We start from the raw sequence: 26,078 nt of genomic DNA on the forward strand, positions 1-26,078 counted from the left end.
ATTGCGTCACGTCGCCCCGCCGCTGATGCACATGAGCATGTCGCGGCTAGTCCCGGGTGCGCCACATCACCGGCCACGGCGACGGGTTGCCCGCACAACTGCTCATCATCGCAAACGAGCGTGGGCGAAAGCCTTTGCCGTCGTAGCGCCAGCTCTGACTCGCGCCGCAGTCACCAATGCCGCGACCCTTGTCATGGCTGCTCAATACACCAGTATCGGCGTCGTACTCGACATAGCCGGTCAATTCATCGGCCATGTCCTCGCCGGGGAATTCGTCGACGTCGAGCAATTCGGCTTTTTCCGGGTTGGCCGCCGACGTCTGATACAGGGCGTAGCTGCAGTTATAGGCGGCACAACTGGTCTGGATGATCACCAGCACAGTGCTGTCGTTGAGCGCATCGACGGTCACACTGGGGTTTTCATCGGCATCGTGATCGGCATCCCAGTCAGCCCGGGTCGCCTTGAGCACAGCGTCGCCGATGCGCTTCTGCTCGGCCTCACTGAGGGCCCTGGCCTTGATAAAGGGCGCCAGTTGCGGCGCCAACGGGGCCGGCGGGACGCTGCTGTCAGGCTTGTTGCCGCGCTTGAGCAAGGCGCCCTGGGTGCCGACCCGCTCCTGCACCGCATCGACTAACAGGAGCGACGCGCTGAAGCCATCCAGGGAGGTACTGCCTTCGTCGTCCTTGTTGGTCATGGACAAGCGCGTGCCATTGCGCAGTTCATCGATCAGCGCCTGCGCCTGTGGCCCGCTGGCGACCCAGTTATCGGCATCATCGCCGCCACCCTTTTGCAGCGTACTCTTGAGCGGCTTGCCATCAAGCAAGGGCTGTTCGGTGGCCGCGCCGGTCATGGCAATGGACAGCTGCACCTCACCCTGCGGCCCGGCATCGCGGTCGATGCGCAGGGACAACGGCGCGTGCTCCTGATCCTCTTCAGCGGAAATCGCGGTGCAGTGGCGCGTGTTGTCACACACCACCACCCAATTCTTGATGTCCTTGTACAGCGGCACTTCTTCCGCCGCCCAGGTGACGGCGGGCAGCAACAGCAGGGACAACAGGGTGGCTTTGCGAATGAAGGTCATGATGCGGCCTGAAGAAAGTCCTGAAGTGGCGGCACTTTACCGTGCCACTATCTGGCTGAGTAGTCGTGCGCCCAGCTGTTTTATCCGTGCGGGTGGGCGTGGGCCGGGGATCCCTATAAAATCCCTGCTCTTTCAATGCTGCATCGGGATGATCAAACCGTGGATCTGGACGCTGAACTCGCTCAATGGCCCGCCCTGCAAGAGCGCCACGACTTTTCCGGATTGCTGCTGGGCAACGGCGCGAGCCAGGCGGTGTGGAAAAACTTTGCTTACGATTCCTTGTTCGATCTGGCCCAGACCACCCGTAACAAGCCCCTGAGCACCAGTGAAATGAGCGTGTTCCGGGTACTCGATACGCATAACTTCGAGCCGGTGCTCAGCGCCCTGAAAACCGCCATGCAAGTCAATGCCGCCCTGACCATCAGTTCGGCTTCACCGCGCAATCGCTACTTTGCCATCAAGGAAGCACTGATTCACGGCATCCGCTCGGTGCACATACCCTGGAAATTGATGCAGGAAAGCACTCTGGCCCGGCTCAATCAGGCCTTGCAGCAGTACCGCAACCTGTACTCGACCAACTACGACCTGCTGGCCTATTGGGCGGTGATGCACGATCCGCTGCCATTCGATGACCTGTTCGACGAAGACACCGGCTTCAGCCCGCGCCCGGCGACGGCGCAACGCACCCGCCTGCTCTACCTGCACGGCGGCATGCACCTGGTGAAGAACCTCGACGGCACCACACGCAAGCTGCCCTCCTCCGGCAGCACGCTGCTCGGCAGCTTTGCCATCAATGCCCTGGACGACGTGCCGACCTTCATCAGCGAAGGCCGCAGCGCCGAGAAGCTGAAGATCATTGGTCATTCCGGGTACCTGTCCTGGTGCCATAGTCAATTGGCCACGCATCAAGGCGCGCTGTGCATCTTCGGTCAGGCCCTGGGTGCGCAGGATCGACATATCGTCGACGCCATCCGTCAGGCGCGGCCGCAGACCCTGGCCATCTCCATCTACCCACGCAGCCCGGCGTTTATCGCCCATCAGAAAAAACACTACCGTGAACTCTTTGCTGACATGCAGATAGAGTTGCTGTTCTTCGACGCCAAGACTCACCCCTTGGGCGCCCCGGACTTGAACGTGCCGGTGGAGCATTTGAAACTAAGGTGAGCCAATCAAGAGGCAGCGCTGAAAATATCCTGCCTCTTGTTCATTTATCCAAGTAATCCAGGCACCTGCGCTAATCCTTTGACGTCAAAAAAGCCTATCTTCCCTAAGCACATGACAGGCCTCTAGAATCAGGGGCGGCTTTTGCCATTAATAGCAAATAGCCATTGATTTATTGAGTTATGCAGACCGCTTGGCAAGACCAGAACACCAAACGTGCACATCTGTAAAAATTGCCTATCTTTGGGTTATTCGGATGTATTAGAAAAAAGGGTGACGTCTCAATGAACACAATGAAAATTGAAGATCTATTTCGTGATTTGCACAGTCTTCCGAGCATTCCAAAGGTCGCCCAGGACCTGATCCTGCAATTCGATAATCCTTCGTCCAGCCTGGAAAGCGTTGCCCGCAACATTGAGAAGGACCCGGTCATTTCCGCGAAGATCCTGCGCCTGGCCAACTCGGCCCGGTTCCGAGGCTCGCGCGAATCTTCCAGCATCGAAGACGCGGCCATGCGTCTTGGCTTCAACACCCTGCGCACCCTGGTCCTGGCCTCTGCCGTGACCGGTGCGTTCAAGGCCAGCCCAAGTTTTGATCTCAAGGCGTTCTGGCTGAAAAGCTTCCAGGTTGCCGGTATCTGCCGCATGCTCGCCCGGCAAACCGGTGCCGATGCAGAAATTGCCTTCACCTGCGGCGTGATGCACAACATCGGCGAACTGCTGATCCAGACCGGCGCTCCAGAGGTTGCTGAACGCATCAATGCCTCCGCCAAGGCCGGTACTGTCGGCCATGTGGCCAACGAGACCCTGCAACTGGGCTTCGGTTACCCGGAAGTCGGCGCCCATCTGGCCAAGCTCTGGCACCTGCCGAACGTCATCGTCGAAGCCATCGCCCACCAGGCGCACCCGTCCCAGGCTCCAGACAACGCTGCGCAGCCGCTAATCGTCGCCCAGGCCACGACCATCTCTGACGCCATCGAGAGCCATGGCGGCGCGACGCAGGAAGCCCAGCAAGCCGTCACCGGCCCGCTGATGGACGGCATCGACCTGAACATTCTGTTCCAGGGCCTGCCGGCCGTGCTGGAAGCGGACAAGGCATTTGCTGAGTTGTTGAACTGATGCGGTCGTGACGATCCGTAGGAGCTGCCGCAGGCTGCGAAAGTGGTGTTGAGCCATTCGCAGCCTGCGGCAGCTCCTACCAAGTAACCTTGATCCCGGAAAGGGTCATTTGACCAACCCCGCCACCAACGCCTTATTGAACACCTCAGGCTCTTCCATCTGCGGTGCGTGCCCCATGCCGGGGAATTCCATCAGTTGCGCCCCCGGAATCATCCCCGCCACCTGCTTGCCCAACACCTTGTAATTGCCGATCTTCGCCTTGACCTCAGGCGAAGCGATGTCACTGCCGATGGCCGTGGTGTCGGCATCGCCGATCATTAACAGCGTTGGCACCTTGAGTTGGGGAAACTCGTAGAACACCGGCTGGGTGAAGATCATGTCGTAGATCAGCGCCGAGTTCCACGCCACTGCCTGATGCCCTGCCCCCTTGTTCAACCCGGCGAGCATGTCGACCCACTTGTCGAACTCGGGCTTCCAGCGGCCGACGTAATAAGTGCTCTGCTCGTATTTGCGAATGCCCTCGGCGCTGAGCTTGAGTTCGCGCTCATACCATTGATCGACGCTACGATATGGCACGCCCAGGGCTTTCCAGTCCTCAAGACCGATGGGATTGACCAGCACCAGTTTGTCGGTCTGCTGCGGATACTGCAGCGCATAGCGGGTGGCGAGCATGCCGCCGGTGGAATGGCCGATGATTGCGGCCTTGTCGATACCCAGGGATTCAAGCAAGGCATGGGTATTGAGGGACAGTTGCTGGAAGCTGTACTGGTAGTTGGCCGGTTTGCTCGAGGTGCAGAAACCGATCTGGTCCGGCGCAATCACCCGATAGCCCGCGGCACTGAGGGCCTTGATGCTGTCCTCCCAGGTAGCGGCGCAGAAGTTCTTACCATGCAGCAGCACCGCCACACGACCATTGCCGACGCCACTGGGCGCGACGTCCATGTAGCCCATTTCCAGAGCTTGCCCCTGGGACTGGAATTTGAATGTATGCAATGGATGAGGGTAACTGAAGCCCTCGAGCTGCGGGCCATAGGCCGCAGTGTCGGCCATGGCCGCAGGTGTTGCGCAGGCCAGCAGCAGGCTGGCGATGATCGTCTTGTACACGGGCGGCGCTCTCCAGAAAAGCCGTAGCGCGCCGCCCGATCGGCGCCGGGTCAGGCGCCGGGGCGGCAGGTACGGAAAATATCCAGCTTGGGCTGGTAAACCGAGGTTTGTACACCAAACAGGCCAAGTACCGAATGAAACATGTAGTCGTGGCTCAAGTCCTTGTCGTCACGCTTGGCCTGCAGACAGCCACGGTCCACAGCAGCATTGCTCAGGGTCGAGTTGCCGAACCACATCACCATCGGCACATGCACCTGGGCTTCAGGGGCGATTGCATAAGGCGCGGCATGCAGATAGACACCATTCTCACCCAGGGATTCGCCATGGTCAGAGACATAAATCATTGAGGTGTCGAGCTTGTCCTGGTTCTGTTGCAGCAGACCGATCACCTTGGCCAGGAAGTGGTCAGTGTAGAGGATGGTGTTGTCGTAGACATTGACCAGTTCTTCCTTGCTGCAACTGCCCAACTGGTTGGTGTGGCAGACCGGCTGGAAACGCTCCATGGCTTTCGGATAGCGATCGAAGTACTCGGGGCCGTGGCTGCCGTCCGAGTGCAGGACGATGATCGCATTGTCCTTGAGGCTGTTGATGTAGTCCTGCAGACCGACCAGCAAGGACTCGTCCAGACAGTTGCTACCGTCACAGAACTCGCTCGGCTGAGTCTTGGGAATGTCCTTGTTCGGCACACGCAAGCAGGTGCCCTTGCAGTCGCTGTTGTTCTCCAGCCACAGCACCTGCACGCCGGCACGCTGCAGCACATCCAGCAGACCCTCGTAGGTCTTGCCTTTCTTGTCGCTGTAGTCGGTGCGCGGGAACATCGAGAACATGCACGGCACCGACACGGCAGTCGAGGTACCGCAGGAATGCACCTGGGTGAAGTTGAAGATATCGAGTTTCTTCAACTCCGGATTGGTCTCGCGCTCATAGCCATTAAGCGAGAAATGATCGGCCCGGGCCGTCTCGCCGACGACGAACACCATCAGAGTCTTTTTCGGCCGGGCCAGGGTCGCAGCGCTCAGGGTGGCATCTTCACCGATGCTCTGGATCTTGACGTTTTCCTTGATAGCGAATCGCGCCTTGGTCAGCTTGCTGGCCGCATAGATGTAGTTGGTCGGGTTGATGAAATGGGTCAGCTTGTCTTCCTGACGGAAGATCGGCGCATAGGTCGAATAGAACGCCCCCACCGACACCGCCACTACCACGACGCAACCGACACAGACCAACAGCTTGTTCAGCAGGCCACGAAAAAACGGCCGATAGGTCACAGGCGTCAGCCAGATGACAATCACCGGCAACACGCCCAGCACCAGCAGATAGCCGAACAGTTTGGCGCTGAGCAACGCGGTGGCTTCGCCGGGGTTGGTTTCCAGAACGTTCTGCATCATCACCGTATCGATGGCGATGCCGTAGTCATTCATGAAATAGGCGGCGGCTGCCGAGCACAGGGAGATGATGCTCAGCACCGGCTTGAGCAGTGCACGGAACGAGACCAGCGTCAGCAGCAGGGAGAAAGTCGCCCAGAGAAACAGCCCGAAGGACAGCTGAAAGGCCAGGGCTTTGATCCCCTGCAACTCCATCAGGCTGCTCAGGGCTTTCCAGGTTGCCAGGTTGTACAACACCACCAGGGCCAGAGAAAACAGCAGGACCATGCGGGTGGAAGTAATGCGCTTGAACATCCAGATCTCCAGTACCGGAATGCGGGCGAGCACATTTCCTTGTGCCCAGCCAACCGTCAAAGGCGCCGCCGAACATACCCCGCACACGCAAAAACACCGCCACAGACAAATGCTCCCGCCGATATCGACCGGGGGAGCGGTCGTATCGAAGGAGCAAAAGCTGGACGGTGCAGCGAGACGGGTTACGAATGAACGCCGATCAAAGCCGATAACTTACAGGAGTGTTTGTCAAAAATATGTAATACCCAATGGCCTTCATTGCTTGAACAAAACCTTGTTCCAGACATACCGATAAGTTCGCGCCGCCGGCGGCGGATTGCACTGGCCATTATCGGCATCGTCCCCCACCAGAAACCATTCGGCCCGGGAGGTATGCCCGACCTGGCGGGCCTTGGGCATCAGAAAGCAACGCTCCAGGTCGCGGGCGGGCACCAGCGCGAAGGCCTGAGGGTGATTGCGCAGGTACAGTGCGGCCTGATCCGTGGTCGAGCCCTGCATGAAGCCGAAATGGACGATCGGCTGGCGGGCGAACAACCAATGCCCTTCGCGCCACCCGGCCAGCACCAGATCGGCACCGCCGGACATCTGCGCCGCATCCTCCATCAGCTCATCGTGAGGATTGCGTCCATCCTTGATTGGCTCGATAAAGCCCCGGGCAAACCAGGCGCAGAACCACAGCGCCACCAGCACCGGAAAGACCCGACGCAGCCCTGGCCAACGGGCAAACCAGCGCTTGAGCAGCCAGGGCAGCAGAGGCGCCGCCACCAGCACCAACGCAGGCAAGGCCGGGAAGATATAAATCTTGCGCTTGCCGGTGCTCAGGGCAAAAAACACCAGCACCAGCACCACCCAGCCCAACAGCACCAACACCCGGCCGTCATGCTTGAGCAACTGCCTGCGCCAGGCCGGAACCAGCCAGGGCAGCGCCAGCACCAGTGGCATCCAGTATTGCGGAATAACATTGGTCAGGAAGTACCAAAACGGCTCCTTGTGCTCCCACGCCCCGGCGTAGCGGTCGGCGGTCTGGTGCAGCAGAATGTTCTTCAGATAGGCGATCGCGTCAGCATCGCCATTCAAGGCCACGCTGACGCCAAGCGGCAACAACCAGACCGACACCGCTGCCAGCAAAGCCAGCAACCCCAACGCCCAGCGCCCTGCCTGCCCCGGCATCACGACGACGCCACGCCAGCCCTTGCGCACCGCATAGGCATAAGGGATCAGCATCAGGATCGGCAGAAACCCCACGCCCTTGCTGATGATGCCCAGGCCCATGGCCGCACAGGCCACATAGAACCAACCCCAGGCCGGGCCAAGCAATAGATGACGAACCATGCCGTACAGGCCAAGGGCGATCCACAAGGCCAGAAAACTGTCGATCTGCCCGACCCGCAGGATGCTGTAGGTCTGGTACGTCGCCAGAAACAGCAGCGCGGCGATCACACCAATCCGCCGATTCCACAGGCGCGTGCCCAGGTCGTGCAGGCAGGCTGTGGTGACTACCGCCGAGAGCAGCCCGGGAATGAACAGGGCAATCTTCGGCAGGCCGGTCAGCCAGGTGAACAGCATGATCATCCACATGAACAGCGGCGGCTTGTCCGGATAGATTTCGGCCGCACGATGGGGGATAAACCAGGAACCGTCCTGCAGCATCTCCAGAGCCACGCCGAGAAAGCGTTCCTCATCGACATTGTAAGGCTGGCGCAGGCCCAGACCGGCAGCCATCAACAACAGCGCCAGCAACATCAGGGCCCAGCGCTCCAAGTTCAGGGAATACTCACCCCGGAAAAAATACTTAGGCACCGGGTTCTTCCTGCTGGTTCTTCTGACGCGCGATCAACTGCAGATTGCGCAGATAGACAATAAAACCGAAGGACTGCCCGGCAATGAATACCGGGTCCTGCCGGTAGATGGCATACGCCAGCAGCAAGGCGCTGCCGATAATGCTCAAGTACCAGAAGCTCACCGGAATGATGCTGCGCTTTTTGTATTCACTGTATAGCCATTGCAGGACAAAGCGCCCGGTAAACGCCAGTTGCCCGGCGAAACCCAAGGCCAGCCAGAGGCTTTCACGACTGAAGTTCATGGCTGCACCTCCCGTGGCACGGCATCCAGGCGGGTACGGCGGATCAGCCACCAGACTCCAGCCAAATCAAGGATGCCGACCAGCGCGCGGTCGAGGTTGCCGTACTTGGACACCCCGGCCTGGCGATGGCGATGATTGACCGGATGCACGCGCATCTCGCCCTGATGGCGGCGGATCAGCGCGGGAAGGAAACGGTGCATGTGATCAAAATACGGCAGGCGCAAAAAGGCCTCACGCTCGATCAACTTCAGGCCGCAACCGGTATCCGGCGTCGCATCCTTGAGCAGCCGGCTGCGCAGGCCATTGGCAAAGCGCGACGCCCAACGCTTGCTGGCGCTGTCGCGGCGATTGACCCGATGCCCTGCCACCAGTTTGATTCCGCCAGCCTGCCCTTCGCTGCCACGTACCAGGGCGAGCATGCCGGGGATGTCCGCCGGATCGTTCTGCCCGTCACCATCGAGGGTCGCCAGCCAGTGCCCGCGAGCAGCCTTGGCCGCGTGATAGACCGACGTGCTCTGGCCCAGGGAGCGCTCGTGACTGAGAATGCGCAACTGGCTGAAGCCACATTCTTTCAAGGTGCGCAGCTCGGCCAGGGTTTCATCGGTACTGCCGTCATCGACGACTATTACTTCGTAGAATTCATTGGCCAGAGCGGTGCGGATTTCCTGCAACAACGGCGGCAGATTGCTCGCTTCGTTCTTTGCCGGAATCAACACGGAAACATAAATAGCGTCGTTCATGGGTTACCTGAATAAAGGTTCTGGCTGTCGTTGCTGTCAATCACCAGCATCAAACGTTATAGAAATCCCGATACCACTCGACAAAGTTCGTGACCCCTGCCTCCACACTGATAGCGGGACGAAAGTCGATCAACTGCGCCAGTTCGCTGACATCCGCCCAAGTCCGCAGCACTTCACCCGGTTGCATGGGCAACGGGTTGATCGTTGCGCGAAGTCCAAGGGCGCCTTCGATACACTCGATAAAATGCAGCAACTTCACCGGTTCGCCACGACCGATGTTATAGAGCTGGCCCGGTACAACTTGCCCGTCCGCTGCAAGTGGCGGACGCAGGCGCAGGCGCATGATGCCCTCGACAATATCGTCGATATAAGTGAAGTCACGGGACATCTCGCCACCGTTGTACACATCGATGGGCTGCCCCTCGAGAATGGCCTTGGTGAACTTGAACAACGCCATGTCCGGCCGCCCCCATGGGCCGTAGACCGTGAAGAAACGCAGGCCGGTCATGGCAATGCCGTACAGATGGGAATAAGTGAACGCCATCAGTTCATTGGCGCGCTTGGTCGCGGCATACAGCGACGCCGGGCGCTCAACGGTATCGGCGGTGGAGAACGGCATGTGTTCGTTGAGGCCATACACCGAACTGCTGGAGGCGTAGACCAGATGCTCCGGCCGGTACTGACGGCAGGCTTCAAGGACGTTGAGAAAGCCGCTCAGATTGGACTCGGCGTACACCTGAGGCTGCTCAAGGGAATAACGCACACCGGCCTGGGCGGCAAGATGAATAACCTGGGCGAAGGCATTGCCCTTGAACAGCGCGAATAAAGCGTCCTTGTCGGCAATATCAACTTTATGAAAACTGAAATTTGAATAATTCGCCAACTTGCTCAGGCGCGCCTGTTTAAGTTCGACGCTGTAATAGTCGTTGAGATTATCGATACCGACCACATCCACGCCTGCCTCGCACAAGCGTCTGGCCAGATGAAAACCAATAAACCCCGCAACGCCGGTGATTAATACCGTCATGCCTTCCCCGTCGGTACGCCGTGGCGTCCGATATAAAAACTCGTCAATAAAAGAATGCAAGACAACTGTTCAGAAACAGCGCAAAGACTGCTGAAACAACTGTAAAAATTGTGTCACTGATTTATGACGTTTGAATGAAGATTAGAGGGGGTTGAGATGACAGATACCGACCTCACCGAACACAAAATAACTTTGCGAACTGGAACGCTATTTAAATGTGGGAGCCGCCTTGGTGGCGATGGCGGCCGATCAGTCAACGACGCTGTTGCGAGCGCTCCGCACTCGATCGCCACCAAGGCGGCTCTCACATCCAATCACCAGGCTTGTGCTCAAACACCACCTGCCCTACCTCTGCCAGGTAATCAACCCCACCTCCAACGGCACCGCCAACCCAGCGCTGGCATCAGCAATTACTCGCCCTGTGTAGTCCTCAGCCGGGCGATCATCAGGTACTTCGCCACGGTAGACCGACAAGCCATCGGCGTGGGCAGTCGGGTCAAGGCGCAGGTCCCAGGCTTGAGCCGGGCTGCCGTCGCGAGCTTCGGCGTAGAGCTGCACCCGCAGGTATACCGGCGACAGCCCCGCCAGGTCCATGCTCAGGCTGACCCGGTGGCGGCCGTTGCCGGGGGACATTTCCAGGGTCTGGAAGCGGATGGCTGGCCAATGATTGTGCAGTTCCTCCCGGACCTGGGTCAGTTGCCGGGCCAGGCGGCTGTGTTCCTGGATGCGTTGCTGGTAAGCCAGGGCAGCGGGCAGGTAGTAATGTTCGGTGTATTCGCGCACGGCACGGTCGGCGGAAAACTGCGTTACCAGGGTCGCCATGCTCGCGCGCATGCGGCGGATCCACTGGCGTGGCACGCCCTGCCCGTCGCGCTCGTAGAACGCCGGGACCACCTGTTGTTCAAGCAGCGCATACAGCTGATCGGCGTCCTGTTCATCGTATTGCGGACCGTGTTCGGCACCGTCACCAATGCCCCAGCCAACCTCTTCTGTGCAGGCTTCGGCCCACCAGCCGTCAAGCTGGGACAGGTTCAGGCCGCCGTTGGCGAGCACTTTCATGCCGCTGGTACCGCTGGCTTCCCACGGCCGACGCGGTGTATTGACCCAGACATCCACGCCCTGCACCAAGTGCCGCGCCACGCGCATGTCGTAGTCTTCGAGAAACGCCACCTTACCGCGCACATCCGGACGTTCGATGAACAGTTGCCAGTCAGCAATCATCTGCTGGCCGACCTTGTCCGCCGGGTGGGCCTTGCCGGCCAGTAGCAGCTGCACGGGGCGCCCCGGCTGATTGAGGATGCGCACCAGGCGCTCGGGATCGCTGAGCAGCAGATTGGGCCGTTTGTAGGTGGCAAAGCGTCGCGCGAAGCCCAGGGTCAGCACCTCGGCGCTGAACAGACCGCCCAGTGCCTCGATATCGTCCAGGGTCGCGCCATGCACGGCAGCGCTACGCGCCAGATGGGTGCGGACGAACTCGATCAGCCAGGCCCGGGCCTGTTGACGCAAACGCCAGAGATAGGCGTCGTCAACCTGCTCCAGGGTTTCGCTGACCCGCAATTCGCTCATGCCCAGCCAGGGCAGTTGTTCGCCATGCAGGGCCTGCCAGTGTTCCTCGGCTTCCCGGGAGATCCAGGTCGGCAAGTGAATGCCGTTGGTGACATGGCCGATGGGAACCGCCGCCAGCGGCCAACGCGGAAACAGATTATGAAAGATCTGCCGACTGGTCGCGCCGTGCAACTGGCTGACGGCATTGACCGCACCGGCGCAACGGGTGGCGAGAAATGCCATATTGAACGACTCGCTGCTGTCCTCGGGGTTCTGCCGCCCCAGGGCCAGAATCGCCGACAGAGGCTGACCCAGCTCATGCTCGATGTACCGCCCCAGGTACTTGCCGATCAGCTCGCAGGGAAAACGGTCGAACCCCGCCTCCACCGGTGTGTGGGTGGTAAACAGGTTACCGGCACGGGTGGCGGTCAGGGCCACGGCGAAATCCACCTGATGGGCCTGCATGTAACTGCGTGCCCGCTCCAGCATGGCAAAGGCCGCGTGGCCCTCATTGAGATGACAGACCTCGGGCGTATACCCCGCCGCTTCCAGCAGACGCCAACCGGCAATGCCGAGGACCATCTCCTGGCGCAGGCGCATTTCCAGGTCGCCGCCGTACAGCTCACTGGTGATCAAACGGACTGGCGGCGGATTGGCCGGGTCATTGCTGTCCAGCAGCAACAGGCGGTTGCGTCCCACCACCGCCTGCCAGCCACGCAGCCACACGGTCAGCCCCGGCAGCTCCACCGCCAGACGCAACAGGCTGCCATCCGGACGCAGCAGCGGCTCCACCGGCAGTTGGCGGCTGTCATTGACCGGATACAGCGCCTGTTGCACGCCATGCAGGCCGACTTCCTGACGGAAATACCCGTGCTGCCAGAGCATCCCCACCGCCACCACCGGCACGCCCAGGTCGCTGGCGGCCTTGAGCTGATCACCGGCGACGTTGCCCAGACCGCCGGAATAGATCGGCAACGCCTCGCTGAGCATGTACTCCATGGAGAAATACGCCACCCGGGTCAGTGCGGCGGTGTGCGGCCGTTTCTCGAACCAGGTCGACCGGGCCAGCAACTGCCGATGCTCCTCGGCCACCTGACGAACGCGGCCATGAAAATGGCTGTCAGTGAGCAGCACGTCGATGCGCTGCTCCGAGACCGCGTTGAAGACCAGGCAGGGGTTATGGGTCAGTTCCCACAGGGGATTGTCGAGGGTACGCCACAGGTCGTCGTTGAGACTGGACCAACGGATGGATTGATCGAACGCCAGCTGACGCAGGGTCAGATAGCCTGGGTCACTGTGATTGTCCTGGTTTGCCATGGTCGTTCCCCAAACACATCAGATTGAAATCTATGTGGGAGCGAGGCTTGCCCGCGAAGACAATATTTCTCGCAGCCAGTATTTACCGGATGTACCGGCCTCTTCGCAGGCAAGCCACGCTCCCGCGCTTCACCGTCCGTTCAGGCATCCGTAAACAACTGCCCTCGACTCTGCCCCCTGGCCAGTGGCGGCGGGCTGTCCGGCTGGCTGAAATCGTCGGTCCAGTGCCAGTTGCGGATCTCCGGCATGTCCTGGAAATGCTCGCGGATATAGGCGTCATGACGGCGCAGTTGGCTTTCGAAATAACTGATGGCTTCCAGTGCCTGTTGACGCAGGTGCGGAATGTGTTCCAGGGCATCAATGGCCAACTGATAGCGGCTCATGCGATTGAGCACCACCATGTCGAAGGGTGTCGTGGTGGTGCCGCGATCGGAGAAACCGCGCACATGAAAGCGCGCTTCGTTGGCCCGGCCATGAACCATGGAATGAATCACCCAGGTCGAGCCATGGAAAGCGAACATCACCGGCACTTCACGGGTGAACAGCGCCTCGAAGGAGGCGTGATCCATGCCGTGGGGGCGGTCCTGAGGGCTGGACAGAATGCCGAGGTCGACCACGTTGACCAGGCGCACGCGGATGCCGGGCACATGTTTGCGCAACAGCCAGGCCGCCGCCACCGCCTCGGTGGTCGGCACGTCCCCGGCACAGGCCAGTACGATGTCCGGGGTGCCGCCGTCGTTGCTGGCGAAGTCCCAGATCGAAGCACCTTGGGAGCAGTGCTTGAGGGCAGCGTTGAAGTCCAGCCACTGGAAATCCGGCTGCTTGCCGCAGGTCACCACGTTGACGTAGTTGCGGCTGCGCAGGCAGTGGTCGAAGACATTGACCAGGCAGTTGGAATCCGGCGGATAGTAGACCCGTACCACGTCGGCCCGGCGTTGCAGGACATTATCGACAAAGCCGGTGGACTGGTGGCTGAAACCGTTGTGATCGTTGCGCCAGGCATGGCTGGTAAGAAGGATATTCAACGACGCCAGGGGCCGGCGCCACGGAAATTCCCGGGCCTGCTGCAACCATTTGGCATGCTGAGTAACCATGGAATCCACCACCTGGGCAAAGGCCTCGTAAGTGGACCACATGCCATGGCGCCCGCTGAGCAGGTAGCCTTCCAGCCAGCCTTCGCACAGGTGCTCGCTGAGCACTTCCATGACCCGGCCATCCCGGGCGAGATGTTCATCCAGCTCCAGCAACGGCCCACTGGCCGTGCGCTCGGTGGCCTCGAACACCGCATTAAGACGGTTTGAGTTGGTTTCGTCGGGGCCGAACAGGCGGAAATTGCGCGGGTTGGCGCGAATCACATCACGCAGGTATTCACCCAGTTTGCGCGGCGCCTCGGCGATCACCTGGCCAGGACCGGGCACTTCCAGACCGTAGTGGGCGAAGTCCGGCAGATCCAGGGCGGTCAACACCCGCCCGCCATTGACGTGGGGCACGGCGCCCATGCGCAGGGGTGCCGGCGGGGTCAGGGCTTGCAGCTCGGGGACCAGCGCACCATTGTCGTCGAACAAAGTCTCGGGCGAGTAGCTGCGCAGCCAGCGCTCCAGCAGGACCAGATGGTCGGGGTTCTCTATAACGTTGGCCAGCGGCACCTGGTGGGCGCGGAAGGTGCCCTCCACCGGCACGCCATCAACTTCCTTCGGCCCGGTCCAGCCCTTGGGGCTGCGCAGGATGATCATCGGCCAGCGGCCCCGGGCGACATTGCCAAAGTCCCGGGCGGCGCGCTGAATATCACCAATATCGCCATAGGCCCGGTCGAGGGCGGCGGCAAAGCGTTGATGCATGCCCGGCAGGTCGTCCCCGGCGACGATGATCGGCTCATAACCGCGACCACGGTACAGGTCGAGCAGATCGCTGTCGGCCATTCGCGCTTCCACGGTCGGTCCGGAGATCTTGTAGCCGTTGAGATGCAATATCGGCAGCACCGCACCATCGCGCAGCGGGTCGAGAAAACGAATGCTTTTCCAGCTGCCCTCCAGTGGGCAGGTTTCGGCCTCGCCATCGCCAATCACACAGGCCACCAGCAGGTTGGGATTATCGAAGGCCACGCCGAAGGCATGCACCAGGGCATAACCCAGTTCACCGCCCTCGTGCAGCGAGTTGGGCGTGTGCGGCCCGCAGTGGCTGGGCACCCCGCCCGGCGTGGAGAAACTGCGGAAGAAGCGCAGCATGCCATCGCCGTCGGCGCCGATATCGCTGTGCACTTCGCTGTAGGTGCCTTCGAGCCAGGCGCAGGCATTGAGGGTCGGGCCGCCATGACCGGGGCCGGAGATATACACCACCTCGCAACGTTGCTCGCGGATCAGGCGGTTGAGGTGCACATACAGGAAGTTCTGCCCGGCCGAGGTGCCCCAGTGCCCGAGCAAACGCGGCTTGATATGCTCGGCCTGCAGCGGCTCGCGCAACAGAGCGTTGGCCTTGAGATAGATCTGCCCCACGCACAGGTAATTGGCCGCGTCCCAGTAGCGTTGCATGTTGCGCAGCAGCTCAGGGCTCAACGGGCCTGCCTGGGCTGCAGGTGGCACTGGCGCGGTGGACGCCAGATCGGCGCTGGAGAGCAACGGATTGAAGATGTACATGACGACTCCTTTGAAGGGCGTAGTAAAAACTTCAGGTGCCGGACAGCTTAGCCGCTGTGCGGTCTTTGCAGAGCGCATACCCTGTGGGAGCGGATTCATCCGCGAAAGCGATGATCCTGACCATAAAGATGCAGCGGATGTACGGGCTTCTTCGCGGATAAATCCGCTCCTACAGTTACGCAACCTCAGTGTCTGATCGCTCGTCAATTCAACGACCGACGCAGCCGCGACAGCGCCACGCCAAAGAACAGGCTGCCAATCGCAGCAATCGCCAACAGCTGCGGCCAGACAATGCCAATGGACGCGCCGCGAAACAGGATCGCCTGGCTCAACTCGACAAAATGGGTGGTCGGCGCCGCCAGCATGATCTGCTGGACCCGCTCGGGCATGCTTTCCCGTGGGGTCATGCCGCCGGAGAGAATCTGCAACGGAATCAGAGTCAGGATGATCAGCAGGCCCAGCTGCGGCATCGACCGCGCCAGGGTGCCGAAGAAAATACCGATGGAGGTGGTGGCGAACAGGTGCAGCGCCGCGCCGGCGAGAAACAGCAGGAACGAGCCATTGATCGGGATCTGCAACCACTGCCCCACTACCAGACGAACCGACAGCGCTGCCGCCACTAATACCACCAGGGCCATCGACCAGACCTTGGCCAGCATGATCTCGAAAGGTGTCACCGGCATGACCAGCAGATGCTCGATGGTGCCGTGCTCACGCTCGCGGATCAGCGCGGCGCCGGTGAGGATGATCGAGAGCATGGTGATCTGATTGATCACTTCGTTGATCGCGCCGAACCAGGTCGCCACCAGATTGGGGTTGAAGGCCATATGCACCACGGCATTGGCCTCATCCGGCTCGACGCCACGGTAATGGCGCAGGAACTCCGCCACTTCGGTACCGATGATCTGCTGGATATACCCGGCGCCGGTAAAGGCCTGGCTGATCTGGGTGGCATCGACGTTGACCTGGATGGTCGGCTGCCGCCCGGCCAGAACATCCTGTTGCAGGCGCGGCGGGATATCCAGGGTAAAGGTGTAAACCCCGGAATCCATGCCATGGTCGATCTGGCCGTAATCGATGTCCACTGGCTTGAGAAAGTACGGCATCTGGAAGGCGTTGATGATCTGCAGCGACAGCGGCGAGCGGTCTTCATCGATCACGCCGATGGTAGCGCGATGGGGCGATTCCGGGACCTTGGTCGCCGCGGAATACACACCAATGGTGAAGGAAAACACGATCAGCAACAGCAAGGCCGGGTCGTGATACAGGCTGCGCAATTCCTTGATGCCCAGTTGCAGGATATTGGAGAACATCTCAGTCCTCCTGCTGCTTGAGGCCGACGACACTGAACAGCGTCAACAGCGGGATAGTGAGCAGCAACGGCAGGAAATACAGGTACAGGTCGCCCATGCTCAGGGCCTTGGAAAACACCCCGCGACTGATGGTCAGGAAATGCCCCGTGGGATAAATATTACCGATCAGCGCACCCATGCCTTCCAGGGATGACACCGGGTTGAGCAGCCCGGAAAACTGCACCGCAGGCAGCAAGGTGGCAATGGCAGTGCCGAATATCGCCGCGATCTGACTCGACAGAATCGACGACATCAACAGGCCCAGGCCGGTGGCACAGATCACGTAGAGCAGCGCACCGAGGGTCAGTGTCAGCAGGCTGCCCTTGACCGCGACGCCGAACACCAGCAGCGCCAGGACCAGCATCACCAGAAAATTGATCATGCCCAGAGCGATATAGGGCAGTTGTTTGCCCAACAGGAACTCCAGACGGGTTACCGGGGTGACATACAGATTGGTGATCGAACCCAGCTCCTTCTCCCGCACTACGCCCAGAGCGGTGAGCATCGCCGGAATCAGCATCAGCAACAGCGGAATCACCGCCGGAACCATGGCCGGCAGGCTCTGCACATCGGGGTTGTAGCGGTACCGCAGGGCAATATCCACAGGCCCGCTATCGACACGCCCGGTGGTTTCGAACAGCCGCTGCTGCAACCAGGCGCCATGGATACCGGCGACATAGCCACGAATGGTCTCGGCACGGGTGGGCATGGCGCCGTCGATCCAGAAGCCGATTTCCGGGTGGCTGCCGCGATCCAGGTCACGACCGAAACCGGGGGGAATCTCCACCGCCAGGCTGATCTCGCCGCTGCGCAAACGCTGGTCGAGATCGTCGTAGTCACGCAGCGCGGCTTTTTCCGTGAAGTAACGCGAACCGGCGAGGTTAAGCGCATAGCCCTGGCTGGCGCCGCTGTGATCGCGGTCGAGTACGGCGTACTTGAGATTTTCCACGTCCAGATTAATGCCGTAGCCCATGATCAGCATGAGCAGGCCGCTGCCGATCAGGGCCAGAGTCGCGCGCAGTGGGTCGCGACGCAGCTCCATGCTCTCGCGTTGGCTGTAACTGAACAGGCGCCTCAGGCTGAAACGGGCGGTATTGACGTTAGTGTTCGTTGCATTCGCAGGTGCCGCGACCTCGACAATGGCCTGTTGCGGTGGCGCGACATCCTGCAGGTAGGCGATGAAAGTTTCTTCGAGCGTCGGCAGACCACGCTTGGCCATCAGCGCCTGCGGCGTATCGCTGTCCAGTACGCGACCGGCATGCATCATGGAGATACGGTCGCAGCGCATGGCCTCATTCATGAAGTGGGTGGAGATAAAGATCGTCACCCCCTCCTCCCTCGATAACTGCACCAACAGTTCCCAGAAACTGTCCCGAGCCACCGGATCGACGCCGGAGGTGGGCTCGTCGAGGATCAGCACTTCCGGACTATGGATCACCGCCACCGCCAGGGACAACCGCTGACGCACACCCAAGGGCAAGTCGTTGGGCATCTGGTCGGCCACAGCACCGAGATCAAAGCGCTCCACCATCGCCTGCACGCGCGGCCCGCGTTTCTCGGTGGGCAGGTGAAACAGCCGGGCGTGCAGCTCCAGGTTCTGCAACACGCTCAGTTCGCCATACAGGGAAAACGCCTGGGACATATAACCGACCCGGCGTCGTGTCTCGATATCTCGCGGGTCCACGGGCTGGCCAAACAGCAGCGCCTGGCCCTCACTGGCCGGTTGCAGGCCGGTGAGCATTTTCATGGTGGTGGATTTACCGCAGCCATTGGAGCCGAGGAAGCCGAAAATCTCGCCGCGTTCGATACGGAAGTCGACGTGATCCACCGCGACGAAATCACCGAAACGACAGGTCAGGCCATGGGCCTCGATGGCCGGTGCCGAGTCCTGGGGCTGACGTGGCGGGATGCTCAGGGCCTGATGCCCGCGGCGTTTCTCTTCCGGCAGCAGGGCGATGAAAGCCTGCTCCAGGCTGTCGCTGGCGGTACGTTGCAGCAGCTCGGCGGGGCTGCCGGTGTCGAGGATCCGCCCGGCATCCATTGCCATCAACCAATCGAAGCGTTGTGCCTCGTCCATATAGGCCGTGGCGACCAGCACGCTCATGCCCGGCCGATTATTACGAATACGTGCGATCAGGTCCCAGAACTGACTGCGCGCCAACGGATCGACGCCCGTGGTGGGTTCATCGAGGATCAGCAGATCCGGGTCATGGATCAAGGCACAGCACAGCCCCAACTTCTGCTTCATGCCGCCGGAAAGCTTGCCTGCCGGACGCTCACCGAAGCCGTCCAGGCCGGTGCTGCGCAACAGTTCATCGATACGCCGCCGACGCTCAGCCACGCCTTGGCCGAACAGACGAGCGAAGAAGTCGAGGTTCTCGAATACGGTCAAGGTTGGATAGAGATTCTTGCCCAGGCCCTGGGGCATATAGGCGATACGCGGGCAGACCTGGCGGCGATGGCGACTGTCAGCCATATCGCCGCCCAGCACCTGCACCGTACCGGACTGGATCTTGCGAGCCCCGGCGCTCAGCGCCAGCAGGCTGGACTTGCCGACGCCGTCAGGCCCGATCAGGCCGACCATGCAATTGGCCGGGATCGCCAGGCTGACGTCCTGCAAGGCACTGGCCTTGGCATAGTGCAGGCTGACCTGCGTCAGTTGCACCACCGGCGCGTTATCGTCGGTCATTGCGGCACGTTGATCTGAAGCTGCGCAGGCCAGTTGGCGCCACCGTCCAGTTTCAGATAAGCCACTCCGGGCAGGCCGGTCTTGACCTGATTCAAGTGTTTTTCCAGCAACTGCCGGTCAATCCGCGCCTTGATGCGAAACATCAGTTTTTCCCGCTCGCTGGCGGTTTCCACCGCCTTGGGGGTGAACTGAGCGACGCTGGCGACATAGCTGACTCTGGCCGGAATCACATATTGCGGGGCGGCATCGAGGATCAGCCGCACATCGGCACCCAACGCCACGCGCCCGGCCTGAGCGGTAGGCAGGAAAAAAGTGATGTAGACATCGTTGAGGTCGACCAGATTCAGCACCTTGCCACCCGCCGCGAGGACTTCCCCCGGCTGCGCCACACGGTACTGCACCCGCGCCTGACGGTCGGTCTTGAGCTGGCTGTCGAGGATATCGGCCTGCAGGCGTTCGACTGCAGCCTTGAGCGCCTCGACACTGGACTGGGCTTCGATGACCTGGGACTTGGCGGCGATGATCGCCGCCTTGGCCGACCACACCTGTGCCCGCGCGGAGGCTACGCCCGCTTCCTTGGCCTGCTGCACGGCGAGGTCGTCGTCCAGTTGCTGGCGGGCCACGGCGTTGTATTGAATGAGCTGATCGGTGCGGCCATAGCGCTTCTGTGCGGCAGTCAATTCGGCGACCCGCTGGTTGACCGTGGCTTCGGCAGCGTTCTTTTCGTTCTCGCGTTGCTCGACCACGGCCTGGGCGGTGAGCACGGCGTTGTCGGCTTGACGCACCTGAGCCTGGGCCTGATTCAACTGCGCCTGCAGGACCTGGATATCCATGGTCGCGAGGACTTGCCCTGGCTGAACGAAATCGCCCTCGTCCACTGCCACCGTGAGAATCCTTCCGGCCAGTTTGGTGGCGACATCAATCTCGGTCGCCTCGATGCGGCCATTACCGCTGGCAAAACCCTCGCCAAGACCGGTCGGCCGCAGCTCCATCCAGATCCACACGGCAAGCACGACAACAACCGCTGCTGCCACGGCATAGCGGATCCAGGTTTTCTTGCTGACCGGGGCCATTCACACGTCCTTGGTTTTCAATGCAGCGAGGCCGATGGGCAGGACTTTGGTTATAACAGTCCAGCCTCTCCCCGCCATTGATCCAGGTCATCTTTTGCGAATGCACCGGCTGGACTCGGGCCTGCTCCCCCTTAAAGCTTGTATTCGGTATCGGTGCGCTCCAACTGCCGAATCAATGCATTCCAGTGCCGCGCCACGCCGGGGCTGTTGCCGTCCTTGAAGGCCTTGGCCTGTTGTTCGACCTTGGCCACCACCTCGGCGGGCGGGAAGATCAGTTCGGCATTGCCTGCGGTTTGCGCAGCAATCTGGATATTGCAGGCGTATTCGAGGAAGTGCAGTTGATGGAAGGCATGCTCGACACTGACACCCGCCGTCAGCAGACCATGGTTGCGCAGGATCATCACGCTCTTGTCGCCCAGATCCGCCACCAGACGTTCGCGCTCGTCAAGGTCCAGGGCCACACCTTCATAGCCGTGATAGGCCACACGTCCGGAGAAACCCAGGGAATGCTGGGAAATCGGCAGCAGACCGTCTTTCTGCGCCGACACGGCAATCCCGTCGCGGGTATGGGTGTGCAGCACCGCCTGAAGATCCGGCCGCGCGGCATGGATTGCGCTGTGAATTACGTAGCCGGCGTGATTGATGCCGAGGCCGGTCGGGTCGTCGACGATCGTGCCATCGATATCGACCTTGACCAGGTTGGAGGCGGTGATTTCATCGAACAGCAGGCCAAAGGCATTGATCAGAAAGTGCTCGTCCGGCCCCGGTACGCGTGCCGAAAAGTGCGTGTAGATATGGTCGGTCCAGCGTTTCTGCGCCGCCACCCGGTAAGCCGCCGCGAGCTTGACCCGCACCTCCCACTCTTCGGGTGAAACCCGGTCACGCACGTTGCCGTCCTGATGGGCGGGCAGATTCAAAGCGCTGACATTACTCACGAAGCATTACTCCTGTAGGGGGCCGATTGGGCTGATGGAGCAAGACTATGCGCATAAGAAAACGATTAAAAAGCACATTTACTTCTAAGCTAATTATTAAAAAATAGAATATTAAAAATGGAAGTCATGCTTAGATTGCCAGCCCGACCGCCCACCACGCGGAGGTAATCCCAACCTTGGTGCGTGTGTGGAGCTGGCATGAACGCGTTATCTTCTCGATCCTCGTTGCTCGACCTTGAGGCTGATGTGCTGATCATCGGCGGCGGCCTGGCCGGCACTTGGGCCGCCGTGGCCGCCGCCCGTGCAGGCAGCAGGGTGATTCTGGTCGACAAGGGTTATTGCGGGACCAGTGGTGTGACCGCCACCGCAGGCCCCGGCCACTGGTGGGTGCCGCCCGAAGGTCGCGAGGCGGCCATCGACAAGCGCCTGGGCACCGCCTTCGGCCTGGCGGATCGCTCGGTGATGGCCAACGCCCTGGATACCACCTGGCGCAGCCTGCCGAGTATCAACGACTACTACCCCTTCCCCCGCAACGAACAGGGTGTGCTGCAGTATCGCGGCCTGCGCGGCCCGGAGTACCTGCGCGGCATGCGTCGTCTGGTGCAGGACAGCGGTGTGACCATCCTCGATCACTGCCCAGCCCTGGAACTGCTGCGTGACGATCATGGCGTGGTGGCCGGTGCCCGCGGCTGGCGTCGTCAGGCCGGGGGTGACTGGCAGGTGCGGGCCGGGGCGACGGTCATCGCCAGTGGTGGCTGTGCCTTTCTTTCGCATTTGCTGGGCAGCCATAGCAATACCGGCGACGGCTACCTGATGGCCGCTGAAGCCGGGGCCGAACTCTCGGGCATGGAGTTTTCCAACTACTACGGGATCGCGGCGGCAGGCAGCAGCATGAGCCGCTCCATGGTCTACACCTTCGGCGACTACTTCGACGCCGCCGACCGCCAATTGCCGATAAGTCAGGGGCCGGGCTTTACCGAAGAACTGGCCAGGGCCCTGCTGCAAGGCCCGGTCTACTGTCGCCTCAATCGCGTACCGCAGCAGATCCGCGCGCAACTGCCCAGTGTGCAGCCCAACCTCATGCTGCCGTTCGACCGCCAGGGCATCGACCCTTACACCCAGCGTTTCGCAGTGACCCTGCACGCCGAGGGCACCATCCGTGGCGTCGGCGGCTTGCGCGTCATTGATGAGGATTGCCAAACCAGTGTTCCCGGCCTGTTCGCCGCCGGAGATGCCGCCAGCCGCGAAGGCATCGCCGGGGCCACCTCGGGCGGTGGCGCGCAGAACTCGGCCTGGGCCTTGTCCAGCGGCCAGTGGGCCGGCACCGGGGCCGCACGTCTGGCCCGGCAACGCAAAACCACCCAGGGACCGTTACAGGGCCTGGGGCTGGAAGCAGGTAAACAAGGCCCGCAACTGGACAGCACAGCACTGATTCGGCAGATCCAGGCCGAAGTGCATCCTCTGGACAAGAACCTGTTCCGCAGCGGCGCTCAGCTTGAGCGTTCATTGCAGGTACTGGATTCGGTGTGGGATGCCGTACGACACGGCGCGTTCAGTGCTGACAATCCCTTGCGCGCCCGGGAAACCCAGGCCATGGCAGCCACCGCCCGCTGGTGCTATCAGGCCGCCGAACAGCGCCGGGAAAGTCGCGGCATGCATCAGCGCAGCGACCTGCCGGGCCATGATCCACGCTTTGATGCGCACCTGCGCATCGGTGGCCTCGACCACGTGTGGACTCGACTCGATGCCCTGCCTCACACCCAGCCCCTGCCCGAGAGCGCCCTGCCATGATCGAACTGATCTACTCCGACCTGTGCAACGGCTGCGGCCAGTGCGTCACGGTGTGCCCGACCAATGTGCTGAGCCCCGGCCCGCAAGGCGTACCGCTGATTGCCGAGCAGTCGGCCTGCCAGACCTGCTTCATGTGCGAGCTGTATTGCGCCCAGGATGCCTTGTATGTCGACCCGGACTGCGCAACGCCCCGCAAACCCGACCCGCAGAAAATCCGCGCCAGCGGCCTGCTTGGCCAGTACCGGCGGGACTCGGGATGGGATGAATGGGCCGATGATCCACGCCACGCCAATGAGCATTGGCGCATGGACGGGATTTTTGCCCTGGCGCGGGGGGCGGGCTAAACAGCAATACCCAGGCAGAAACATCGACCCGTGGGAGCCGGCTTGCTGGCGATGGCGGCAGATCAGTCACCAAAGCTATTACGAGGGCTTCGCACTCGATCGCCACCAAGGCGGCTCCCACAAGACCTCATTTCAATCCAAAGAATTGCGTCGCACTTAGTAACCTACGCCCTCACTCCCTCCCGCTCCTGACTGAACCACGCGTCGATATGCTCAGGCGCAATCGGTCTCGAGTAGAAATAGCCCTGCACCAGCGTGCACCCGAGACTGGTCAGGGCATCGAGCTCATCGCGGGTTTCCACGCCTTCGACGATGCATTCGAGCTGCATGTCCAGGCTCAGGGCCACCAGGGATTTCACTATCTTGTAGCTGGCCGGGTTTTCATGCAGGCCGGTGACGAAACTTCGATCGATCTTGATCTTGGTAAAAGCCAAGGAGTGCAACTGGCTGAGGCTGGAAAAACCGGTGCCGAAGTCGTCCAGGGAAATACCGCAGCCCAGGGCACGCAAGCGATTGACCGCACGCTGCACTTGGGCCAGGTCCTGCATCATCGCCGTTTCGGTGATTTCCAGGTCCAGCCGCCGTGGGTCGAAACCGCTTTCGAAAATGACCTGGACAATCTCCCGCGCCACATCGTCCGAGGCGCAATCGTGGGCCGACAGATTGAACGACAGGCGAACATCCTCCGGCCATTCACGCGCAGCCAGCAGCGCCTTGCGCAGCAACGGCGGCGTCAGGCGATTGATCATGCCGATACGCTCGGCCACCGGAATGAACCGGTACGGCGAGACGTCCCCCAGTTTCGGGCTATGCCAGCGCGCCAGGGCTTCGAACGACACGGTGCGCTGACTCGGCAAGTGGATCACCGGCTGAAAAACCAGGCTGAATTCCTGTTCGATATCAACCCGGCGCAAGGCCTGCTCGGTAACACCGTCCTGCAATAACTGGCGATGGTGGTCGACGGTAAACATCGACAGCGTGCCGCGATTGTTGCGCTTGCTGTGATACAGGGCGTAATCAGCGTACTCGAAGGCTTCGGCGGCGTTGGAGGCCATGTCCGGGAAGGTGGCGATGCCCAGTGAGCAACTGATCTGCACTGGCAAGTCGGTGAGCATGAATGGCGTCGCCAGGGCAATACAGACTCGCTCGCCGAACTGGATCAGCGTCTTGTCACTGGCGTCATTACCCAGGATCAGGGCGAACTCATCGCCGCCAAGCCGGGCCAGATGCATGCCCGGTGCCAGCAGCCCGAGCAGGCGCTGGCCGACCTGCTCCAGCAGGTGATCGCCTACGCGGTGGCCATATTGATCATTGACCGGCTTGAAGCCGTCCAGATCAATGATGCCCACGGCAAGCCGGGTATTGCCGGCCTGGGCCCGGACCATTTCACGGTCCAGGGTGCTGAAAAACTGCCGGCGATTGGGCAGCCCGGTAAGGCTGTCCTGATTGGCCAGGCGCAGGTTTTCGTCGCTCAGTTCCTGAGTCGTGGCCTGGGCGTCGATCAGGCGAATAAAGGCACGGTAATGGTTGTTGAGAATCACCAGCATGGCGACGGACACCAGTGCCACATTTAACGCCATGGCGATAAAGGTGCTGTCGCCGGTAGCCGAAAAGAACACCACGAACACCACGTTGACGATCAGTGCCGTGGTCTGGGCGGCCGGACGCAGGTGCATCATGCTGAAGATCACGCTGATGACCGTGATCGCCATGTAAAAGGCCACATGGGACTTCGCGTAGGCGTCGCCATAGGGAAACAGCGCCAGCGACCAGAGGGTGAAGAGAATTGAAATGGGCGCAACCAGCTTATTGGTGCGGGTCAGGCTGCGCAGGATATGTTCGGTGCCGGGGTCGGTATCGCGGGCATACAGCCACAGCCAGGCCCGACCGCCGCAGATCAGCGTCAACAACGACGGCACATAGATCACCAGCCAGTTCGGCGCGGAGCTCATATGGGTAAAGGCCAGCGCCCAGGTATTGACCAGCAGAATCAGGTACATCAGCGGCAACTGGCGCGACAGCGCGATGTATTGAGCCTTGAGCAACCGAGGATTGTCGCTCGGCAGCGCCATAAGCGCCTGCCACTTCTTGAGCAGTCCGGTCTTTATCAAGATGACCTCTCTGGCCTTGTCAATGGAGCCCGGCCTGCGTGCAAGCGCCCGTACACATTCTTGGAAGGTAGACAGCGTACTGGCTATTTAGTGTCAACGACGACAAAAAACACAGACAGAGTCCGGCCATTGCCTGTTTGTCGGCAGGAAAAATGGATTCTGAAGAGAGGAAGTCATGACTGTGGTGCCGGGGTTTTGCGGGGAGAAGCCCGACCCGCGAAAAGCGGCCCCCCCCGGGGGGTATAAAAAAACCCAGGGCACAATGGCCCCCCCGCACAAACCCAAGTGGGGAGCGGGG

At 61.0% G+C, this 26,078-nt stretch carries 18 protein-coding genes; 4 read left to right on the forward strand and 14 right to left on the reverse strand.

Translation table 11 applies throughout. The annotated features are described in order from the left end of the window. Positions 1 to 46: 46 nt before the first annotated feature. Positions 47 to 1,081 carry a DUF1176 domain-containing protein gene (locus tag M2401_RS32080; RefSeq protein ID WP_259110356.1) on the reverse strand — a complete coding sequence of 345 codons (1,035 nt, stop codon included), beginning with the start codon at positions 1,079 to 1,081 and terminating at the stop codon, positions 47 to 49. Between the two features lie 135 nt (positions 1,082 to 1,216). Between M2401_RS32080 and M2401_RS32085 the strand changes: the two genes are divergently transcribed. Then, positions 1,217 to 2,245 (forward strand): DUF4917 family protein, encoded by a 1,029-nt coding sequence (locus tag M2401_RS32085; protein ID WP_409034015.1) that lies wholly within the window; start codon positions 1,217 to 1,219, stop codon positions 2,243 to 2,245. A gap of 290 nt (positions 2,246 to 2,535) precedes the next feature. After that, positions 2,536 to 3,360: an HDOD domain-containing protein gene (locus M2401_RS32090; protein ID WP_259110400.1), complete on the forward strand. Its 825-nt coding sequence runs from the start codon at positions 2,536 to 2,538 to the stop codon at positions 3,358 to 3,360. A 105-nt stretch (positions 3,361 to 3,465) separates the two neighbouring features. Here M2401_RS32090 and M2401_RS32095 read toward each other — a convergent pair whose 3' ends face one another. From M2401_RS32095 to M2401_RS32150, 12 genes are all read right to left on the reverse strand, one after another. Then, positions 3,466 to 4,410, reverse strand: coding sequence for an alpha/beta fold hydrolase (locus tag M2401_RS32095; RefSeq protein ID WP_259110402.1), 945 nt, complete (start codon positions 4,408 to 4,410; stop codon positions 3,466 to 3,468). A 104-nt stretch (positions 4,411 to 4,514) separates the two neighbouring features. Next, the gene (locus M2401_RS32100; protein ID WP_259110361.1) at positions 4,515 to 6,140 is read right to left on the reverse strand and encodes a phosphoethanolamine transferase; all 1,626 of its coding nucleotides are present in this window, start codon (positions 6,138 to 6,140) and stop codon (positions 4,515 to 4,517) included. 255 nt (positions 6,141 to 6,395) lie between these two features. Then, a complete protein-coding gene (locus tag M2401_RS32105; protein ID WP_259110404.1) occupies positions 6,396 to 7,883 on the reverse strand; it encodes a glycosyltransferase family 39 protein in 1,488 nt (495 codons plus the stop codon). A gap of 49 nt (positions 7,884 to 7,932) precedes the next feature. Continuing rightward, on the reverse strand, positions 7,933 to 8,223 hold the full coding sequence (locus M2401_RS32110; protein ID WP_259110364.1) for a lipid-A-disaccharide synthase N-terminal domain-containing protein: 291 nt from the start codon (positions 8,221 to 8,223) through the stop codon (positions 7,933 to 7,935). Continuing rightward, complete coding sequence (locus tag M2401_RS32115) at positions 8,220 to 8,963, reverse strand: glycosyltransferase family 2 protein (RefSeq protein WP_259110365.1); 744 nt, start codon at positions 8,961 to 8,963, stop codon at positions 8,220 to 8,222. The genes M2401_RS32110 and M2401_RS32115 overlap by 4 nt, the downstream gene beginning before the upstream one ends. A 49-nt stretch (positions 8,964 to 9,012) precedes the next feature. Continuing rightward, the gene (locus tag M2401_RS32120) at positions 9,013 to 9,990 is read right to left on the reverse strand and encodes an NAD-dependent epimerase (RefSeq protein ID WP_259110367.1); all 978 of its coding nucleotides are present in this window, start codon (positions 9,988 to 9,990) and stop codon (positions 9,013 to 9,015) included. 345 nt (positions 9,991 to 10,335) lie between these two features. Beyond that, positions 10,336 to 12,852 carry an alpha-glucan family phosphorylase gene (glgP, locus tag M2401_RS32125; protein ID WP_259110368.1) on the reverse strand — a complete coding sequence of 839 codons (2,517 nt, stop codon included), beginning with the start codon at positions 12,850 to 12,852 and terminating at the stop codon, positions 10,336 to 10,338. Positions 12,853 to 12,992: 140 nt separating this feature from the next. Continuing rightward, on the reverse strand, positions 12,993 to 15,485 hold the full coding sequence (locus tag M2401_RS32130) for a phosphoketolase (protein WP_259110370.1): 2,493 nt from the start codon (positions 15,483 to 15,485) through the stop codon (positions 12,993 to 12,995). 203 nt (positions 15,486 to 15,688) lie between these two features. Beyond that, the gene (locus tag M2401_RS32135; protein WP_259110372.1) at positions 15,689 to 16,798 is read right to left on the reverse strand and encodes an ABC transporter permease; all 1,110 of its coding nucleotides are present in this window, start codon (positions 16,796 to 16,798) and stop codon (positions 15,689 to 15,691) included. Between the two features lies 1 nt (position 16,799). Further along, positions 16,800 to 19,526, reverse strand: a complete 2,727-nt coding sequence (rbbA, locus tag M2401_RS32140) for a ribosome-associated ATPase/putative transporter RbbA (RefSeq protein ID WP_259110375.1) — start codon at positions 19,524 to 19,526, stop codon at positions 16,800 to 16,802. Next, positions 19,523 to 20,599, reverse strand: coding sequence for an HlyD family secretion protein (locus M2401_RS32145; protein ID WP_259110378.1), 1,077 nt, complete (start codon positions 20,597 to 20,599; stop codon positions 19,523 to 19,525). The genes rbbA and M2401_RS32145 overlap by 4 nt, the downstream gene beginning before the upstream one ends. 131 nt (positions 20,600 to 20,730) lie before the next feature. After that, complete coding sequence (locus tag M2401_RS32150) at positions 20,731 to 21,534, reverse strand: class II aldolase/adducin family protein (protein WP_259110381.1); 804 nt, start codon at positions 21,532 to 21,534, stop codon at positions 20,731 to 20,733. 198 nt (positions 21,535 to 21,732) lie between these two features. On the opposite strand from M2401_RS32150, the gene M2401_RS32155 reads away from it, so the two are divergent. After that, a complete protein-coding gene (locus tag M2401_RS32155; protein WP_259110384.1) occupies positions 21,733 to 23,325 on the forward strand; it encodes an FAD-binding protein in 1,593 nt (530 codons plus the stop codon). Beyond that, positions 23,322 to 23,669, forward strand: a complete 348-nt coding sequence (locus M2401_RS32160; protein WP_259110387.1) for a ferredoxin family protein — start codon at positions 23,322 to 23,324, stop codon at positions 23,667 to 23,669. Before M2401_RS32155 ends, M2401_RS32160 begins: the two co-directional genes overlap by 4 nt. 164 nt (positions 23,670 to 23,833) lie before the next feature. Here M2401_RS32160 and M2401_RS32165 read toward each other — a convergent pair whose 3' ends face one another. Then, positions 23,834 to 25,765, reverse strand: a complete 1,932-nt coding sequence (locus tag M2401_RS32165) for a putative bifunctional diguanylate cyclase/phosphodiesterase (RefSeq protein WP_409034019.1) — start codon at positions 25,763 to 25,765, stop codon at positions 23,834 to 23,836. Positions 25,766 to 26,078 lie beyond the last annotated feature (313 nt).

Source organism: Pseudomonas sp. JUb42 (assembly GCF_024807945.1).
Taxonomy (GTDB): Bacteria; Pseudomonadota; Gammaproteobacteria; order Pseudomonadales; family Pseudomonadaceae; genus Aquipseudomonas.

Coding starts and splice junctions, on each gene's coding strand:
- M2401_RS32160 (WP_259110387.1), top strand. CDS start 23,322: ATGATCGAACTGATCTACTCCGACCTGTGCAACGGCTGCGGCCAGTGC.
- M2401_RS32105 (WP_259110404.1), bottom strand. CDS start 7,883: ATGTTGCTGGCGCTGTTGTTGATGGCTGCCGGTCTGGGCCTGCGCCAG.
- M2401_RS32145 (WP_259110378.1), bottom strand. CDS start 20,599: ATGGCCCCGGTCAGCAAGAAAACCTGGATCCGCTATGCCGTGGCAGCA.
- M2401_RS32095 (WP_259110402.1), bottom strand. CDS start 4,410: ATGGCCGACACTGCGGCCTATGGCCCGCAGCTCGAGGGCTTCAGTTAC.
- M2401_RS32155 (WP_259110384.1), top strand. CDS start 21,733: ATGAACGCGTTATCTTCTCGATCCTCGTTGCTCGACCTTGAGGCTGAT.
- M2401_RS32085 (WP_409034015.1), top strand. CDS start 1,217: ATGCTGCATCGGGATGATCAAACCGTGGATCTGGACGCTGAACTCGCT.
- M2401_RS32135 (WP_259110372.1), bottom strand. CDS start 16,798: ATGTTCTCCAATATCCTGCAACTGGGCATCAAGGAATTGCGCAGCCTG.
- M2401_RS32130 (WP_259110370.1), bottom strand. CDS start 15,485: ATGTACATCTTCAATCCGTTGCTCTCCAGCGCCGATCTGGCGTCCACC.
- glgP (WP_259110368.1), bottom strand. CDS start 12,852: ATGGCAAACCAGGACAATCACAGTGACCCAGGCTATCTGACCCTGCGT.
- M2401_RS32100 (WP_259110361.1), bottom strand. CDS start 6,140: ATGTTCAAGCGCATTACTTCCACCCGCATGGTCCTGCTGTTTTCTCTG.
- rbbA (WP_259110375.1), bottom strand. CDS start 19,526: ATGACCGACGATAACGCGCCGGTGGTGCAACTGACGCAGGTCAGCCTG.
- M2401_RS32080 (WP_259110356.1), bottom strand. CDS start 1,081: ATGACCTTCATTCGCAAAGCCACCCTGTTGTCCCTGCTGTTGCTGCCC.
- M2401_RS32090 (WP_259110400.1), top strand. CDS start 2,536: ATGAAAATTGAAGATCTATTTCGTGATTTGCACAGTCTTCCGAGCATT.
- M2401_RS32110 (WP_259110364.1), bottom strand. CDS start 8,223: ATGAACTTCAGTCGTGAAAGCCTCTGGCTGGCCTTGGGTTTCGCCGGG.
- M2401_RS32120 (WP_259110367.1), bottom strand. CDS start 9,990: ATGACGGTATTAATCACCGGCGTTGCGGGGTTTATTGGTTTTCATCTG.
- M2401_RS32115 (WP_259110365.1), bottom strand. CDS start 8,963: ATGAACGACGCTATTTATGTTTCCGTGTTGATTCCGGCAAAGAACGAA.